This is a genomic window from Rugamonas brunnea, assembly GCF_014042345.1.
Classification (GTDB): Bacteria; Pseudomonadota; Gammaproteobacteria; order Burkholderiales; family Burkholderiaceae_D; genus Rugamonas; species Rugamonas brunnea.
In genome coordinates, this window is record NZ_JACEZT010000008.1 from 262,032 (window position 1) to 277,884 (window position 15,853).

At 65.5% G+C, this 15,853-nt stretch carries 18 protein-coding genes; 15 read left to right on the plus strand and 3 right to left on the minus strand.

What is annotated here, in order from left to right; all coding sequences use genetic code 11:
* Positions 1–7: 7 nt before the first annotated feature.
* Genes H3H37_RS14335 through motD form a run of 3 tightly spaced genes read left to right on the plus strand, consistent with a single transcriptional unit; the run spans position 8 to position 2,245 of the window.
* The gene (locus H3H37_RS14335) at positions 8–739 is read left to right on the plus strand and encodes an RNA polymerase sigma factor FliA (RefSeq protein WP_182163567.1); all 732 of its coding nucleotides are present in this window, start codon (positions 8–10) and stop codon (positions 737–739) included.
* Positions 721–1,467, plus strand: coding sequence for a flagellar motor protein (locus H3H37_RS14340; RefSeq protein WP_182163569.1), 747 nt, complete (start codon positions 721–723; stop codon positions 1,465–1,467). Before H3H37_RS14335 ends, H3H37_RS14340 begins: the two co-directional genes overlap by 19 nt.
* A 1-nt stretch (position 1,468) precedes the next feature.
* Positions 1,469–2,245, plus strand: a complete 777-nt coding sequence (gene motD / locus H3H37_RS14345; RefSeq protein ID WP_182163571.1) for a flagellar motor protein MotD — start codon at positions 1,469–1,471, stop codon at positions 2,243–2,245.
* 105 nt (positions 2,246–2,350) lie between these two features.
* Here the strand turns inward: motD and H3H37_RS14350 are convergent, their stop codons facing one another.
* From H3H37_RS14350 to flgA, 3 genes are all read right to left on the minus strand, one after another.
* Positions 2,351–2,821, minus strand: coding sequence for a flagellar protein FlgN (locus H3H37_RS14350; RefSeq protein ID WP_182163573.1), 471 nt, complete (start codon positions 2,819–2,821; stop codon positions 2,351–2,353).
* 9 nt (positions 2,822–2,830) lie between these two features.
* Complete coding sequence (flgM, locus tag H3H37_RS14355; protein WP_182163575.1) at positions 2,831–3,136, minus strand: flagellar biosynthesis anti-sigma factor FlgM; 306 nt, start codon at positions 3,134–3,136, stop codon at positions 2,831–2,833.
* 106 nt (positions 3,137–3,242) lie between these two features.
* The gene (flgA, locus tag H3H37_RS14360; RefSeq protein ID WP_182163577.1) at positions 3,243–3,941 is read right to left on the minus strand and encodes a flagellar basal body P-ring formation chaperone FlgA; all 699 of its coding nucleotides are present in this window, start codon (positions 3,939–3,941) and stop codon (positions 3,243–3,245) included.
* 181 nt (positions 3,942–4,122) lie between these two features.
* On the opposite strand from flgA, the gene flgB reads away from it, so the two are divergent.
* The 12 genes from flgB to H3H37_RS14420 all read left to right on the plus strand — a co-directional run.
* On the plus strand, positions 4,123–4,539 hold the full coding sequence (gene flgB, locus H3H37_RS14365; protein ID WP_182163579.1) for a flagellar basal body rod protein FlgB: 417 nt from the start codon (positions 4,123–4,125) through the stop codon (positions 4,537–4,539).
* A gap of 2 nt (positions 4,540–4,541) precedes the next feature.
* Positions 4,542–4,952: a flagellar basal body rod protein FlgC gene (gene flgC / locus H3H37_RS14370; protein WP_182163581.1), complete on the plus strand. Its 411-nt coding sequence runs from the start codon at positions 4,542–4,544 to the stop codon at positions 4,950–4,952.
* 36 nt (positions 4,953–4,988) lie between these two features.
* Positions 4,989–5,672 (plus strand): flagellar hook assembly protein FlgD, encoded by a 684-nt coding sequence (locus H3H37_RS14375; RefSeq protein WP_182163583.1) that lies wholly within the window; start codon positions 4,989–4,991, stop codon positions 5,670–5,672.
* 51 nt (positions 5,673–5,723) lie between these two features.
* The gene (locus H3H37_RS14380) at positions 5,724–7,271 is read left to right on the plus strand and encodes a flagellar hook protein FlgE (RefSeq protein WP_182163585.1); all 1,548 of its coding nucleotides are present in this window, start codon (positions 5,724–5,726) and stop codon (positions 7,269–7,271) included.
* Between the two features lie 68 nt (positions 7,272–7,339).
* Positions 7,340–8,080, plus strand: coding sequence for a flagellar basal-body rod protein FlgF (gene flgF, locus H3H37_RS14385; RefSeq protein ID WP_182163587.1), 741 nt, complete (start codon positions 7,340–7,342; stop codon positions 8,078–8,080).
* Between the two features lie 80 nt (positions 8,081–8,160).
* A complete protein-coding gene (gene flgG / locus H3H37_RS14390; protein ID WP_182163589.1) occupies positions 8,161–8,943 on the plus strand; it encodes a flagellar basal-body rod protein FlgG in 783 nt (260 codons plus the stop codon).
* A 9-nt stretch (positions 8,944–8,952) separates the two neighbouring features.
* Positions 8,953–9,609: a flagellar basal body L-ring protein FlgH gene (locus H3H37_RS14395; protein WP_182163591.1), complete on the plus strand. Its 657-nt coding sequence runs from the start codon at positions 8,953–8,955 to the stop codon at positions 9,607–9,609.
* Between the two features lie 2 nt (positions 9,610–9,611).
* The gene (locus H3H37_RS14400; RefSeq protein WP_375540001.1) at positions 9,612–10,739 is read left to right on the plus strand and encodes a flagellar basal body P-ring protein FlgI; all 1,128 of its coding nucleotides are present in this window, start codon (positions 9,612–9,614) and stop codon (positions 10,737–10,739) included.
* A gap of 10 nt (positions 10,740–10,749) precedes the next feature.
* Positions 10,750–11,712 carry a flagellar assembly peptidoglycan hydrolase FlgJ gene (gene flgJ / locus H3H37_RS14405; protein WP_182163593.1) on the plus strand — a complete coding sequence of 321 codons (963 nt, stop codon included), beginning with the start codon at positions 10,750–10,752 and terminating at the stop codon, positions 11,710–11,712.
* 75 nt (positions 11,713–11,787) lie between these two features.
* Positions 11,788–13,746 carry a flagellar hook-associated protein FlgK gene (gene flgK / locus H3H37_RS14410; protein WP_182163595.1) on the plus strand — a complete coding sequence of 653 codons (1,959 nt, stop codon included), beginning with the start codon at positions 11,788–11,790 and terminating at the stop codon, positions 13,744–13,746.
* Between the two features lie 23 nt (positions 13,747–13,769).
* Positions 13,770–15,032 carry a flagellar hook-associated protein FlgL gene (gene flgL / locus H3H37_RS14415; protein WP_229218835.1) on the plus strand — a complete coding sequence of 421 codons (1,263 nt, stop codon included), beginning with the start codon at positions 13,770–13,772 and terminating at the stop codon, positions 15,030–15,032.
* 156 nt (positions 15,033–15,188) lie between these two features.
* Positions 15,189–15,853 (plus strand): IS110 family RNA-guided transposase (locus H3H37_RS14420; protein WP_182163597.1); only part of this gene is annotated, 665 nt, incomplete at its 3' end.

Sequence of the window (15,853 nt, forward strand, 5' to 3'; positions counted from 1 at the left end):
AGAATTTATGTACACGGTCAAAGGGAAACCGAGCAGAGATAGCTTGCTGACAGAGCACATGCCGCTGGTCAAGCGTCTCGCCCACCATATGAAGGCCAAGCTGCCGCCCAGCGTGGAGGTGGACGATCTGGTCCAGGCCGGCATGATAGGCTTGCTCGACGCCATCAGCCGTTACGAGGAAACCCATGGCGCCCAGTTTGAAACCTACGCCGTGCTGCGCATCCGCGGCGCCATGCTCGACGAGTTGCGCAACAGCGACTGGCTGCCCCGTTCCATGCGCCAGAACATGCGCAAGATCGAGACGGCCATGAGCACGCTGCAACAACGCCTCGGCCATCCGCCCACGGAATCGGAAGTGGCCAAGATGCTCAAGCTGTCGCTGGCCGAGTACCAGGAAATGCTGTCCGACGGCGGTGGCCACCAGCTGGTCTACTACGAGGATTTCCACGACGACGACGGCAACGACAGCTTCCTCGACCGCTATTGCTCTGACGAAGACAGCGACCCGCTGCGCTCCTTGCTCGACGGCGACTTCCGCCAGGCCGTGATCGACGCCATCGACGCCTTGCCGCCGCGCGAGAAGATCCTGATGGGCTTGTACTACGAAGAGGAACTGAACTTGAAGGAAATCGGCGCCGTCATGGGCGTATCGGAATCGCGCGTGTCGCAATTGCACACGCAGGCCGTGGCGCGGCTGCGCGCCAGCTTACGGGAGCGGTCTTGGACTGGGCCAGCGTAGCCGGCGTGCTGCTGGCGCTGGCCGGCATCATCATCGGCCAGGGACTGGAAGGGGGCAAGCTCGGTTCGCTGATCCAGCCGGCCGCGTTCGCCATCGTCATCGTCGGCACCTTCGGCGCCGTGCTGCTGCAGACCCGGCCGCCCACTTTCTGGCGCGGGCTGCGCATGCTGCGCCTGGTGTTCTCGCCGCCGCCCGACAACCGCGCCGCGCTGGCGCGCGAGATCAACGCCTGGAACCTGGCGGCCCGGCGCGATGGCTTGCTGGCGCTGGAGCGCTACATGCTGGCCTCCAAGGACAAGTTCAACGCCAAGGGCTTGCGCCTGATCGTCGACGGCATCGCGCCCGACAAGCTGCGCCACATCCTCGACACGGAAATCACGGCCTACGAAACCGAGCAGCGGCAAGCCGTGCGGATCTGGGAATCGGCGGCCGGCTATTCGCCCACCATCGGCATCCTGGGCGCCGTGCTGGGCCTGATCCACGTGATGGAAAACCTGACCGACCCCAGCAAGCTGGGCGCGGGCATCGCCGTCGCCTTCGTGTCCACCATCTATGGCGTGGGCTTGGCCAACCTGTTCCTGTACCCGGTGGCCAACAAGCTCAAGGCCATCGTCACCCAGGCCGTGCACCAGCAGGAGATCGCGGCCGCCGTGTTCCACGACATCGCCACCGGCGACCACACGCGCGTGATCGACGAGCGCGTGGCCACGCTGCTGCGGGAACACTGACATGCAATACCGGCGCGCGCGCAGGAAGTTCGACGAGGAGGTGGAGAACCCCGAGCGCTGGCTGATCTCGTATTCCGATTTCATCACGCTGCTGTTCGCCTTCTTCGTCGTCATGTACGCCGTGTCCTCGGTCAACATCGGCAAGTACCAGGTGTTTTCGGACGCGCTGGGCGACGCCTTCGGCGGGGCCGGCGCGGCCAAGCCCGTCACTACCCAGGTGCAGAACCTGCCCATCCCCAATCCCGGCCTGCGCCGCCGCACCGAATTGCTGCGCAAGGAAAAGGAACACATGACCAAGCTGGCGCAGGACCTGCTGTCCACGCTGGCGCCGCTGGTCAAGGAAGGCAAGGTGCGGGTGACGCAGAACAGCCGCGGGGTCAGCGTCGAAATCAACGCCAGCGTGCTGTTCGACCCGGGCGAGGCGCGCCTGACGGCCGCGTCGACGGAAGCGCTGCGGGCCGTGGCCGTGCTGCTCAAGGACGACGGCCACGACGTGCAGGTGGAAGGGCACACCGACAACCAGCCGATCCGCAACACCTTGTATCCGTCGAACTGGGAACTGTCGTCGGTGCGGGCGGCCAGCGTGGTGCGGCTGTTCATCGACGCCGGCGTGGCGCCCGCGCGGCTGACGGCGGTGGGCCATGCCGCCAATCATCCGGTGGCCTCGAACGCCTCGTCCGAGGGCCGGGCCCGCAACCGGCGCGTGGCCGTGACCATCCTGTCCGGCCTGCCGGACACGGTGACGGAATTGCCGACGCCGGCCGTCAAGCCGCAATAAGCAACAGGAATCAGCATCAACACCGGGGTCAGGTCATACGATCAGGCAACTTGCGCGCAAGTTGCCTGATCGTATGACCTGACCCCGGTTTTTTGCGATTGTTGTTTAGCCGGCGAAGAAGCCGCGGCTGGTGGTGGAGGTGGTGGCGTGGCCGCTGGGGCCGTAGAAGCTGCTGCTGGCGGCCGCGCGCGGGCGCAGCGCTTGCAGCGCGCCCTGGGTGTGGCTCATGTGCTTGTTGATCAGCATGCCGTTGATGCGGTTCAGTTCTTTCGCTTCGCGCGTCTGGTCCAGCAGGGTTTGCCACAGGGCGTCGGCGCCGCTGTCGCCGCGGGCGGCGATCCATTGCGTCATGCCCGCTTCCTGCGGCGCGAAGCCGGCCGCGCCCAGCGCGCTGTGGCGCTGCTTGGCCAGGCTGGCCATCTGGCCGACCAGCGCCGATTTTTCCGGCGTCAAGGCCGTCAACGCGTCGATGTGGGCCGCCACCAGATGCTGCTGTTCCTGCTTGAGCACGTCCAGCAGGGAAGTCATCAGGCGCTGTTCTTCGCGCAGCAGCTGCATCGGGTCGACGGTTTGCATGGGGTAGTCCTAACGTTTCCTGGAGTGCAGCAGATCCTTGACCGTGTCCAGCAGTCCGTCCGCCACTTTTTCCGAATTGACCTGGAACTGGCCGTCGGCGATGGCCAGCTTGATGCGTTCGACTTTCTTGGTGTCGAACACGGCGCTGCCGCCGCCGGCCGCACTGGCCGCCAATGCCTGGCCTTGCGGCGACAGGCGTACATTGTCCGTCGCGGCCGGGGTGGCGGCCGTCTTGTCGGCACCGCGGGCGTTGGACGCGCCCGCAGGCGAGGTCGGCAAGCCGGGGGTGCTCTTGAGCGTATCGTTGATTTTCACAGCATCATCCTCGTCTGATCGAAGTCCTGGACTCCGGGATATGAGTCTATAACGGCGCCGCTTGAATAAACTTTAGCGCGTCTTGCCGCAAAGAACCCATATTTCTTCAGAACGCGACTTCCACCAGGCCGCCCGCTTTGGCGATCCCGCTAATTTGTTGCCCACCGGCAGTTCTCACCTGCACCACCTGGCCATCGCCGGCCGTGCTCACGGCGCGCGCCTCGGCCGAGACGGAAAAGCCGTTGCCGCTCGATACCAGGCGCACCAGCTGGCCCTGTTGCACCACGGGGCGGCTCTTGAGCGTGTCCAGCCGCAGCGGCGTGCCCGACGGCAGCGAGGCGTTGGGGTAGCGGCCCACCACCTGGGCCATGTCGGTGGCGATGCCAGGCGGCATGGTGGTCAGGTCGCCCTGCACGGCCACCAGCTGGCCGGCCTCGATGGTCTGGCCCTGGGCCAGCGGCACGGCGCTGGCGATGTAGTCGGCCACCACGCTGACGTTGGCTTGCACATAAATCGTCCATTGCGGCGCCGTGCAGCGCACACCCACCGTGGTCTTGCCCCAGGCCCGGCTGCCCGGCATCAGGAACGCTTGCGGCGCCGGACAGGCGGGCAGGGCCATGCGGGCGTCGATCGCGCCCACGCTCACCTTGGCCTGGCCCGGCAGGCCGGCCGTCTGCGTCTGCAGGAATTGTTCCACGCTTTGCCGGAGGACGGCGGCGTCCTGGCGTGCGCCGTTGCCCTCGGCGGCGCTGGCGCCGGCGGCGAGTAAGGTCAGCAGCAAGGTAGTGGTCAATGGTCGTTTCATGGTGTGGGTGTCCCTGGAATGATGCCATGATAGTCCGGCCCGCCAGCGAGCAAGCCCGGAATAGGACGGAAAAGCACAGCCTTATCGTTCGATTGCCGCCGGGCAAGCGGCCGTATGATGGCTCCTGTCATCACCAGTTCGTCCATGCCCCACGGGCCGGACGCACACTTTGGAGCCTGTCATGTTAGGGAAACTCGACGATTACCTGCGCTTTCACGAAGCCGCGCTGAGCTTGCGCTCGCAGCGCCAGACGGTGCTCGCGTCCAACATCGCCAATGGCGACACCCCTAACTACAAGGCCCGCGACATCGATTTTTCCAGCGCGCTGCAGAACGCGCTGGCCGCCAGCGCCCCGGCGCCGCTGCGCACCACGGCCGCGCAGCACTTTCCCAACCCACCCAAGGATGGCGCGGCCTTGCCCGACGGCACGCCGCTGCTGTACCGCGGCGTGGTGCAGGGCGCCGTGGACGGCAACACGGTCGACATGGACGTCGAGCGCAACCAGTTCGCCGACAACGGCCTGCGCTACGAGGCCGGCATCACGATGATCAACGCCCAGATCAAGGAAATGATGGCGGCCATTCAGGGAGGTAACTAATCATGTCGTCGCTGTTCAGTATTTTTAATGTTTCCGGTTCGGCCATGAGCGCCCAGGCCCAGCGCCTGAACGTGGTGGCCAGTAACCTGGCCAACGCCGACAGCGCCACCAGCGCCAGCGGCGAAGCCTACCGCGCCAAGCAGGTGGTGTTCGAAGCCACCCCGTCCACCGAGGGCGGCGCCTCCACCGGCGTGCGGGTGCGCCAGGTGGTCGAGGACCAGTCGCCGATGAAGCTCAAGTACGACCCCAAGAATCCGCTGGCCGACGAGAAGGGCTATGTGACCATGCCCAACGTCAATGTGGTCGATGAAATGGTCAACATGCTGTCGGCCTCGCGTTCCTACCAGACCAACGTGGAAACCATGAACGCGGCCAAGACGCTGTTGCTGAAAACCCTGACCATCGGCCAGTAAGCCGGTCGCCCATTCGCCATTTAATCCGAGGCTCCCATGTCCACCGTAACCAGTTCCACCGCCGCGCCGTCGTCCGCGCTGCTCAACGCCGTCAACCCGCAGAAACCGGCCGCCACGGACGCCACCCAGGCCGACACCGATAAGTTCATGACCCTGCTGGTGACGCAGCTGAAGAACCAGGACCCGCTCAATCCGCTCGACAACGCGCAAGTGACCAGCCAGCTGGCCCAGCTCTCGACGGTGACGGGCGTGAACAAGCTCAACACGACGCTGGAATCGCTCAAGTCCAGTTACCAGTCCGGCGAAGCCATGCAGGCCACCGGCCTGATCAACCACGGCGTGCTGGCGGCCGGCAACCAGATCACCCTGGCCGGCGGTAAGGCCGTGTTCGGCGTGGACCTGGCCACGGCCGCCGACACCGTGCAGATCGATGTCAAGAATGGCAGCGGCGCCGTGGTGCACAGCATCGCCATGAAAGGCGTGGACGTGGGCACCCTGCCGCTGGTGTGGGACGGCAAGCTCGACGATGGCACCACCGTCGCGCCGGACGGCAATTACTCGTTCTCCGTCACGGCCACCACGGGCGGCAAGGCGCTCACGGACGCCACCGCGCTCACCTTCGGCACGGTGGCCAGCGTGTCCACCGGCAGCGCCGGCGTCAAACTGAACGTACCCGCGATCGGCCAGCTGACCATGGCCGACATTAAGCAAGTACTGTAAGCAAGTACTGTAACTCACCTCGTAAGCCACCTCATCAGATAGGGGAATACCATGTTCCAACAAGGACTCAGCGGCCTGAACGGCGCGTCTAAATCGCTCGACGTGATCGGCAACAACATCGCCAACGCCAGCACGGTGGGCTTCAAAGGCTCGCAGGCCCAGTTCGCCGACCTGTACGCCAATTCGCTCAACGGGGTGAGCGGCAACAACGCCGGTATCGGCGTGTCCGTGTCGCAGATCGCCCAGCAGTTCACCCAGGGCAATATCGAAACGAGCAACAACCCGCTCGACATCTCCATCAACGGCGGCGGCTTCTTCCGCACCACCACCCCCGATGGCGCGATCCAGTATTCGCGCAACGGCCAGTTCCAGATGGACAAGAACGGCACCCTGATCAATGCCCAGGGCGCGCAGGTGACGGGCTACCTGACCAATTCCTCGGGCGTGATCCTGCAGGGCGCGCCGGTGCCCATCACCATCGATTCGTCCGACCTGACGCCGGTGGCCACCACCCAGGCCAACTTCTCGCTCAACCTCAATTCCAACACGCTGGCGCCCACCAAGGTGCCGTTCGACGCCAACGATCCGCAGACCTACAACAAGCAGACCGTGCTCGACGTGTACGACAGCCTGGGCAACGCGCACACCATGTCGACCTACTACGTCAAGACCAGCGCCAACAACTGGGACGTGTACGCGGGCGTGGACGGCACCGAGATCACCGCCAAGGCCGTGGCCACCTCCATCCTGGCCGACCCCGGCGTGCAGGCCGCGCGGGCCCAATACCAGGCCGACGTGAACGCCTTGCCGCCCGTGCAGGCCACCATCGACGCCGACGCGCTGGCCTATGCCCAGGCCGCCGGTCCCGTGATGCTGGCCGCCGCCGCTGCCGCCGGCGCCAGCCAGGCCCAGCTCGACGCGCTGACCGCCGCGTTCGACCCTGTCAATGGCGCCGGCACCAAGACTGGCACCAACCTGGACCAGATCGACGCCGCGCTGGCGGCCGCCGTCAGCGTGCCGGCCGTCAAGGTGGGCAGCCTGGTGTTCAACAACAACGGCGCGCTGAGCGCGGCCGCCATGGCCAACCTGCCCACGCCGCAGACGCTGCCGCTGACCATCAGCCTGCCGATCTTCCCGGACACCGGTTCCCTGCAGCCGCTGACCATCAAGGCCAACTGGGTCGGCACCACGCAATACGGCAGCAGCACCAGCGAGAAGGCCTCGACCCAGGACGGTTACTCGTCGGGTCACCTGGAGCGTTTCGCGGCCGGTTCCGACGGCGTGATCCTGGGCCAGTACAGCAACGGCAAGTCGCGTCCGCTGGCGCAGGTGGTGCTGGCCAATTTCTCCAACGTCAACGGCCTTACGCCGCTGGGCAACAATGCCTGGGCTGAAAGTTCGAACTCGGGCGTGCCGCAGATCGGCGTGCCGGGAACGGGCAGCCTGGGCCAGTTGCGCGCCAGTTCGGTGGAAACCTCGAACGTGGACCTGACGGCCGAGCTGGTCAACATGATCACGGCGCAGCGCGTGTACCAGGCCAACGCCCAGACCATCAAGACCGAGGACTCGGTGCTGCAGACCCTGGTCAACCTGCGTTAAAGCTGGTTTGACGCGTAGGGCGCGGCCAGCCGGCCGCGCCCGTCCCCTTACCGGAGTCACCGAACACCATGGACCGTCTCGTCTATACCGCCATGACAGGCGCGCGCCACGTGCTGGACCAGCAGGCCACCGTGTCGAACAACCTGGCCAACGCCACCACCACGGGCTTCCGGGCCCAGCTCGACGCATTCCGCGCCGTGCCCGTGATGTCGGAGGGCTTGCCCACCCGCACCTTCGTGGTCGACACGACGGCCGGCGCCGACATGCGCGCCGGCCCGATCCAGACCACCGGCCGCGCGCTCGACGTGGCGCTGCGCGGCGACGGCTGGATCGCCGTGCAGTCGGCCGACGGTTCGGAAGCCTACACCCGCAACGGCAGCCTGAAGGTGAGCGAGAACGGCTTGCTGCAAACGTCGGCCGGCCAGACCCTGCAAGGCGAGGGCGGCCCGATCGCCGTGCCGCCCGACACCACCGTGGCCATCGCCAGCGACGGCACGGTCAGCACCATCTCGACCGAATTCAAGCCGGGCCCGTCGAACGTGCTGGGCCGCATCAAGCTGGTCAATCCCGACCCCAAGTCCCTGGTGCGCGGCGACGACGGCCTGTTCCGCCTGAACAGCGGCACGCCGGCCGACAACGACCCGTCCGTGCGCCTGGTCGACGGCGCGCTCGAAGGCAGCAACGTGAACGCTGTCGATTCCATGGTCAACATGATCAGCCTGGCGCGCCAGTTCGAGATGCAAATGAGCTTGCTGAAGAACGCCGAGAATAACGCCGCAAAAGCCACCCAGATCCTCGCTTTGAGTTGAGTGTTGCTCCTCCATAATGGTGGCATGGGATAAGCAGTGGTCGTACCGGCCGCCGCGCTCCAAGCGACTGGGAGAAGCAAATGATACGTTCACTTTGGATTGCCAAGACTGGCATGGAGGCGCAGCAGACGCAGATGGACGTGGTGTCCAACAATCTGGCCAACGTCAGCACCAACGGTTTCAAGAAATCGCGCGCCGTGTTCGAGGACTTGCTGTACCAGAACGTGCGCCAGCCGGGCGCCCAGTCGTCCCAGCAGACCAATTTGCCGTCGGGCATGCAGATCGGCACCGGTGTGCGCCCCGTGGCCGTGGAGCGTATCTTCACCCAGGGCAATCCGCAATCGACGGGCAACGACAAGGACCTGATGGTCAACGGCAACGGTTTCTTCAACGTGCTGCTGCCCGACGGCACCACCGCCTACACGCGCGACGGTTCGTTCCAGCGCGATAACAACGGCCAGATGGTCACCTCCAGCGGCTACGTGCTGCAGCCGGCCATCACCATCCCCGTCAACGCCACCAGCATCACCGTCGGCCGCGACGGCACCGTGTCCGTCACGCTGCCGGGGCAGACGGCGCCGTCGCAGATCGGCTCGATCCAGTTGTCGACCTTCATCAACCCGACCGGGCTGGAATCGAAGGGCGAGAACCTGTACGTGGAGACGGGCGCCTCCGGCAATGCCCAGACCAACACGCCCGGCACCAACGGCACCGGCTCCATCATGCAAGGCTACGTGGAAACGTCGAACGTGAGCGTGGTGGAGGAGATGGTCAATATGATCCAGACCCAGCGGGCCTACGAGATCAACAGCAAGGCCATCACCACCTCCGACCAGATGCTGCAAAAACTGACGCAGATGTAAGGACGCGCCATGAAAACCTTCGCTACCCTGGCCCTGCTGCTGAGCGCGGCCGCGCTCACCGGCTGCACGGCCATCCCCACCACCATCGTGCAGACGCCGCTGACGGCGCGCCCGCTGGCGTCCGAGCAACTGGCCGGCAACAACGGCGCCATCTACCAGCCGGCCGCGTTCCGCCCCATCTTCGAGGACCGCCGCGCGCGCCACGTGGGCGATGTGCTGACCCTGGTCATCACGGAGAAGACCTCGGCCGTGAAGGCCGGCGCCAGCTCGGGCAACAAGTCCGGCAGCGTCAGCGCCAGCATTCCCCATCCGCTGCAGGGCACCTTCGGCGCCACCGCGTCCGCCAACAGCGCCAGCAAGTACGCCGATGGCGACAACCAGTCGGCCAGCAACACCTTCACCGGCACGATGGGCGTGACGGTGGTCGAGGTGCTGGCCAACGGCAACCTGATCGTGGCCGGCGAGAAGCAGATCGCCATGAACAAGGGCACGGAATTCATCCGCTTCTCCGGCATGGTCAATCCCGACAACATTGCCACCGGCAACACGGTGGCCTCCACCGCCGTGGCCGACGCGCGCGTCGAGTACCGCACCAACAGCCAGATCGACCGCGCCGAGATGACGTCGATGGCGTCGCGCTTCTTCCAGAGCTTGCTGCCTTTCTGATCATGAACACGACCTCTTTCCTCCGCCGCGCCGCCACCGTGCTGGGCCTCGGCGTCGCCATGACCTTGCTGGCCGCGCCGCTGGCCAGCGCCGAACGCCTGAAGGACCTGGTCAGCATCGCCGGCGTGCGCCAGAACCAGTTGATCGGCTACGGCCTGGTCGTCGGCCTCGACGGCAGCGGCGACCAGACCACGCAGACCCCGTTCACGGTGCAAAGCGTGGTGTCCATGCTGCAGCAGCTGGGCGTGAACCTGCCGGCCGCTTCCAGCCTGCAACTGAAGAACGTGGCGGCCGTGATGGTGACGGCCTCGCTGCCGCCGTTCGCCCAGCCGGGCCAGACGCTCGACATCACGGTCTCGTCCATGGGTAACGCCAAGAGCTTGCGCGGCGGCACCTTGCTGATGACGCCGCTCAAGGGCGCCGATGGCCAGGTCTACGGCATGGCCCAGGGCAATGTGCTGGTGGGCGGCGTGGGCGTGGCCGCCGGCGGCAATTCGCTGCAGGTCAACCACCTGAGCGTGGGCAAGATTTCCGGCGGCGCCACCGTGGAGCGGGCCGTGGCCTCGTCGCTGGGCGAGAACAACATCATCAAGCTCGAACTCAACAACACGGACTTCTCGACCGCCAGCCGCATCGTCGAAGCCATCAACGACAAGTACGGCCCCGGCATCGCCTACGCGCTCGACGGCCGCGTGATCCGGGTGCAGGCGCCCAGCAGCAGCGACCAGCGCGTGACCTTCATCGGCACCCTGCAGGACATGCAGGTCAACCCGGCCGAGCAACCGGCCAAGGTGATCATGAACGCCCGCACCGGTTCGGTGGTGATGAACCGCGCCGTCACGCTCGACACCTGCGCCATCTCGCACGGCAACCTGTCGATCGCCGTCTCGGCCGAGCCGCAGGTGAGCCAGCCCAACGCCCTGTCGGGCGGGCGCACCACCGTGACCCAGAACACCCAGGTCGACATCAAGAAGGACAGCGGCAAGGTGATGCTGGTCAAGGGCGGCGCCTCGCTGGCCGACGTGGTCAAGGCGCTCAACGCCATCGGCGCCACGCCGCAAGACTTGCTGGCCATCCTGCAGGCGATGAAGGCGGCCGGCGCCCTGCGGGCCGAGCTGGAAATCATTTAAGGACACGCCCATGAACACCCAGAACGACCTGACCGGCAAGCTCGCGCTCGACGTGCAGGGCATGGGCGCGCTGCGCCAGTCGGCCAAGGCCGGCTCGCCCGAGGCGCTGAAAAGCGCAGCCACCCAGTTCGAGGCCATGTTCGTCAACATGATGATGAAGAGCATGCGCGACGCCACGCCGCAGGACGGCATGCTCGACAGCCAGCAGACCAAGATGTTCACCACCATGCTGGACCAGCAATCCAGCCAGAGCATCGCCAAGAAAGGCATCGGCCTGGCCGACGTGCTGATCCGTCAACTGTCGCAGCAGACGACCAACGCCCAGGCGCTGGCCCTCGGCGGCGACGGCGCCGCCACCGACCCGTCCGCCACGGCCGCGCCCGCCGCCACCAGCCGCTTCGACCCGGCCCTGCTGCAGCGGGCCATCGCGGCCGCCGGCGGCGCCAGCGGCACCAGCGCCACCGACGGCGCCGCGGGCACGGCCAGCACGGCTGACGCGGCCAAGGGCGGCCCCGCCCACGTGCGCAGTTTCCAGGCCAAGCTGGGCGCGCACGCGGAGGAGGCCAGCCGCGCCACCGGCATCCCGGCCAAGTTCATGCTGGGCCAGGCGGCGCTCGAAAGCGGCTGGGGCAAGCGCGAGATCAAGGGCCGCGATGGCAGCAACAGCCACAACCTGTTCGGCATCAAGGCCGGCCCCGACTGGAAGGGCAAGGTGGCCGAGGCCGTCACCACGGAATATGTGAATGGCAAGGCCCAGACCCGGGTCGAGCGCTTCCGCGCGTACGACAGCTACGCCGACAGCTTCAAGGATTACGCCAAATTGTTGGCCAGCAATCCCCGCTACGAGAAAGTGCTGGCCAGCGCGGGTGACGCCAGCAGCTTCGCCCAGGGCTTGCAACGGGCCGGCTACGCCACCGACCCCCATTACGCCCGCAAGCTGACCAACATCATCAAGCATTCGCTGGTCGGCTGACGGGGACGGCATGGCCCGGTTCAAGTTTTGGCCCATGCCGCCGTAAATTAACCACACAGAGCGTTAGAACACATCATGTCCCTACTGAGCATCGGAAAAAGCGGTTTATTGGCGGCCCAGGTCGGTTTGTCGACGACTGGCAACAATATTACCAACGCCAGCGTGGCCGGCTACAGCCGCCAGGTGGCGATCCAGTCCGACACCGGCACGCAGGACATGGGCTTTGGCTTCGTCGGCACCGGCACCGACGTGGTCCAGGTCAAGCGCTATTACGACGACTTCCTGAACAACCAGCTGCGCGGCGCGGAAACCAACAAGGCGTCGCTGGACACCTATTATTCGCAGATCAGCCAGATCGACAACCTGCTGGCCGATCCCACGGCCGGCCTGTCGCCGGCCATGCAGGATTTCTTCAACGGCGTGCACGACGCCGCCTCCAATCCGGCTTCGGCCGCCTCGCGCCAGGCCATGCTGTCGAGCGCCGATTCGCTGGCGGGGCGCTTCCAGGGCCTGAGCGCGCGGTTGTCGGAGATTGGCGACGGGGTCAACAGCCAGATCACGTCCACCGTCACCCAGATCAACTCCTACGCCAGCCAGATCGCGCAGTTGAACGACAGCATTTCCGGCCTCAGCAGCGATCCATCCAAGGCGCCCAACGACTTGCTCGACCACCGCGACCAGTTGTTGACGGAATTGAACAAGCTGGTCAAGACCACCGTCATCCCCGGCGACAACCACATGCTGACCGTGTCGATCGGCACCGGCCAGCCGCTGGTGGTGGGTAACCATAATTACAACCTGGCCACTACCACCTCGCCCACCGACGTGACCCGCGTGACCGTCGGTTACCAGACCGGCAGCGTGGTCAACGCCTTGCCCGAGAGCGTGTTCGCCGGCGGCCAGCTGGGTGGTTTGCTTGATTTCCGCAGCGGCGCGCTGGACAAGGCGCAAAACGAACTGGGCCAGGTGGCGGCCGGCCTGGTCACCGCGTTCAACCAGCAGCACCACCTGGGCCAGGACCAGAACGGCGCCATGGGCGGCGACTTCTTCGCGCCTATCCAGGCCTCGGTGGCGGCCAGCACCCGCAATTCGCCGCTCAGCACGGCCAACGTGACGGCCGTGGTGACGGACGCCAGCGCGCTCACGGCCAGCGACTACAGCGTCGATTACGATGGCACCAATTTCTACGTGACCCGCCAGTCCGACGGCACCAAGACCCAGATCAACCCGTTCCCGCAGACGGGGCCGCAAACCATCGACGGCGTCGATTACACCATCACGGGCGCGCCGCAGCCGGGCGACGATTTCCTGGTGCGGCCCACGGTCAACGCGGCCGCCAGCGTCAAGGTGGTGCTGAGCGACCGTACCAAGGTGGCGCTGGCCGCGCCCATCGCCACGGCCGCGCCCACCACCAACGCCGGCACGGCCAAGATCAGCGCCGGCAGCGTGGACGTCAACTACCTGACGCCGGGCAACGCGCTGACGGCGCCGCTGACGCTGACCTACAACAAGGCGGCCAATTCGCTGTCCGGTTTTCCAGCCACCCAGGACGTGACGGTGACCGTCAACGGCGTGCCCACCGTGTATCCGGCCGGCACGCCATCGATACCCTACACCGATGGCGCCAGCATCAGTTTCGGCGGCATCAGTTTTTCCATCAGCGGCGCACCGGCCGACAACGACACCTTCACGGTCGGCCCCAACACGGCCGGCGTGGGCGACAACCGCAACGGCCAGTTGCTGGCCGGCCTGCAAACCAAGAACGTGCTCGATGGCGGCAACGCCACGTTCCAGTCGTCGTACGCGCAAATGGTCAACTTCGTCGGCAACAAGACGCGCGAAGCCCAGATCAGCGGCCAGGCCAGCGACGCGGCCGTGCAGCAGGCCACGGCGGCCCAGCAAAGCGTGTCGGGCGTCAACCTGGACGAGGAAGCGGCCAACCTGCTGCGTTACCAGCAGGCCTACCAGGCTTGCGGCAAGGTGATGCAGGTGGCCAGCCAGCTGTTCGACGTGCTGATGAACATTGGCGGCTAAAGTATTTTTGACGGGATAGCATCATGAACATGCGCATCAGTTCCAAGACGATCTACGACATCGGGGTCAACCAGATCGGCACCCTGCAGACGGCGCTGGCGCGCACCCAGCAGCAACTGTCCACCGGCCGCAAGAACCTGACGGCGGCCGACGACCCGATCGCCACCGCGCGCGCGCTGGAGGTGACGCAGTCGCAAGCGATCAACACCCAGCTGGTGACCAACCGCCAGAACGCCAAGAGCGGCCTGGGCCAGGAGGAGGTGGCGCTGGCCAGCACCACCAGCCTGCTGCAGGACGTCAAGACGCTGACCGTGAACGCCGGCAATGGCTCGATGACGCAGAAGGACCGCGAATCGCTGGCCGTGGAACTGGAGGGCCGGCTGACCGACCTGCTGGGCATCGCCAACACGGCCGATGGCGCCGGCGGCTATTTGTTCTCCGGCTACAAGTCGACCACCTTGCCCTTCACCCAGACGGCCACCGGCGCCGCCTACCAGGGTGACCAGGGCCAGCGCGAGCTGCAGGTCGGTTCGACCCGCAAGCTGGCCGTCAGCGATTCGGGCTCGTCCGTGTTCGAGAACAACGTGAACGGCAACGGCACCTTCGTCACGGGCGCCGATCCGGGCAACTATGCGCGCGGCGGCAGCGGCATCATTTCGCCCGGCTCGGTCAAGGACCCGACCCAGCTCACGGGCCACCAGTACCAGATCGACTTCGCCGTCACGCCGGCCACGCCCGGTACCCCCAGCGTGACCACCTACACCGTCACCGACGTGACGCTGGGCCAGCCGGTGCCGCCGGCGCCGGTGCCGGCCACGCCGATCCCGTATGTGAGCGGGCAGAACATCACCTTCGACGGCATGCAGTTCGACATTAAGGGCGCGCCCGCCGACCAGGACAAGTTCACGATCCAGCCGTCCACGCGCGAATCGATCTTCACCACGCTGACCGACCTGATCGGTGCGTTGCGCGCGCCCGGCGACGGCCCGGCCGGCCAGGCCAGCCTGACCAACAAGCTCAACCAGGCCAACGCCAGCATCGACAACTCGCTCGACAACGTGCTGTCGGTGCGCGCCTCGGTCGGCTCGCGGCTGAAGGAGCTCGATTACCTCGACAGCGCCGGCGACGACCTGAACCTGCAATACGCGAGCACGCTGTCGGACCTGCAGGATGTGGACACGGTCAAGGCCATCTCCTCGTTCACCCAGCAGCAGATCAACCTGGACGCGGCGCAAAAATCGTTCAAGACCTTGTCGGGCCTGTCGCTGTTCAACTACATCAGCTAACACCGCCGTCCAAAAGAACCGGGGTCAGGTCATGAAAAAAGGCAACATGCGCGCATGTTGCCTTTTTTCATGACCTGACCCCGGTTAATGAGATGGTCACCCTCACCCTATAAGTCCTAATCTTATAGGGTGTTTTCATTTCTGGAGGGCGCCATCATGGACAGCGTAACGTTGATCGGTATCGACCTTGGCAAACACAGTTTCCATCTCCACGGACAGGATCGTCAGGGCAAAGCACTGCTGCGCAAGAAGTTCGGGCGCAAGCAGCTCATGGAATTTCTCGCCCAGTTCCCACCCTGTACCATTGTGATGGAGGCATGCGCCGGCGCCCATCACATGGCGCGGCAGCTGGCAGCGCTGGGACACCAGCCTAAGCTAATTTCGCCGCAGTTTGTGCGTCCTTTTGTTAAGAGCAACAAGAATGATTTTATTGATGCAGAAGCGATTTGCGAGGCTGCGTGCCGCCCTGCAATGCGCTTCGTCACGCCCAAAAATGAGGCCCAACAAACTTTAGCGGCGCTGCACCGGGTGCGTGATTCCCTGGTGCGCGACCGAGTCAAGGCCAGCAACCAGATCCATGGTTTTCTGCTGGAGTTTGGCATCAGTCTGCCTATTGGCCACGCGGCGATCCGCCGCCTGCCCGCCATCCTGGCGGAACAGGCGTTGCCACCAAGACTGGTACAAGTGCTGGAGAGGCTGCAGACCCATTTCAAGTACCTTGAGTCGCAAATCGCCGACATTGAAAGGGAATTGACACGGCAGGTAACCGAGGACGATCTGGGCCAACGCCTGATGACTGTCCCTGGTATCGGACCGATCAC

Bases quoted from the DNA above. Each gene is read 5' to 3' on its own strand.
- flgF (WP_182163587.1), top strand. From the start codon at position 7,340: ATGGACCGTCTCGTCTATACCGCCATGACAGGCGCGCGCCACGTGCTG.
- flgK (WP_182163595.1), top strand. From the start codon at position 11,788: ATGTCCCTACTGAGCATCGGAAAAAGCGGTTTATTGGCGGCCCAGGTC.
- flgB (WP_182163579.1), top strand. From the start codon at position 4,123: ATGTTAGGGAAACTCGACGATTACCTGCGCTTTCACGAAGCCGCGCTG.
- H3H37_RS14400 (WP_375540001.1), top strand. From the start codon at position 9,612: ATGAACACGACCTCTTTCCTCCGCCGCGCCGCCACCGTGCTGGGCCTC.
- motD (WP_182163571.1), top strand. From the start codon at position 1,469: ATGCAATACCGGCGCGCGCGCAGGAAGTTCGACGAGGAGGTGGAGAAC.
- flgC (WP_182163581.1), top strand. From the start codon at position 4,542: ATGTCGTCGCTGTTCAGTATTTTTAATGTTTCCGGTTCGGCCATGAGC.
- flgG (WP_182163589.1), top strand. From the start codon at position 8,161: ATGATACGTTCACTTTGGATTGCCAAGACTGGCATGGAGGCGCAGCAG.
- H3H37_RS14395 (WP_182163591.1), top strand. From the start codon at position 8,953: ATGAAAACCTTCGCTACCCTGGCCCTGCTGCTGAGCGCGGCCGCGCTC.
- flgJ (WP_182163593.1), top strand. From the start codon at position 10,750: ATGAACACCCAGAACGACCTGACCGGCAAGCTCGCGCTCGACGTGCAG.
- H3H37_RS14375 (WP_182163583.1), top strand. From the start codon at position 4,989: ATGTCCACCGTAACCAGTTCCACCGCCGCGCCGTCGTCCGCGCTGCTC.
- flgL (WP_229218835.1), top strand. From the start codon at position 13,770: ATGAACATGCGCATCAGTTCCAAGACGATCTACGACATCGGGGTCAAC.
- flgA (WP_182163577.1), bottom strand. From the start codon at position 3,941: ATGAAACGACCATTGACCACTACCTTGCTGCTGACCTTACTCGCCGCC.
- H3H37_RS14350 (WP_182163573.1), bottom strand. From the start codon at position 2,821: ATGCAAACCGTCGACCCGATGCAGCTGCTGCGCGAAGAACAGCGCCTG.
- H3H37_RS14335 (WP_182163567.1), top strand. From the start codon at position 8: ATGTACACGGTCAAAGGGAAACCGAGCAGAGATAGCTTGCTGACAGAG.
- H3H37_RS14380 (WP_182163585.1), top strand. From the start codon at position 5,724: ATGTTCCAACAAGGACTCAGCGGCCTGAACGGCGCGTCTAAATCGCTC.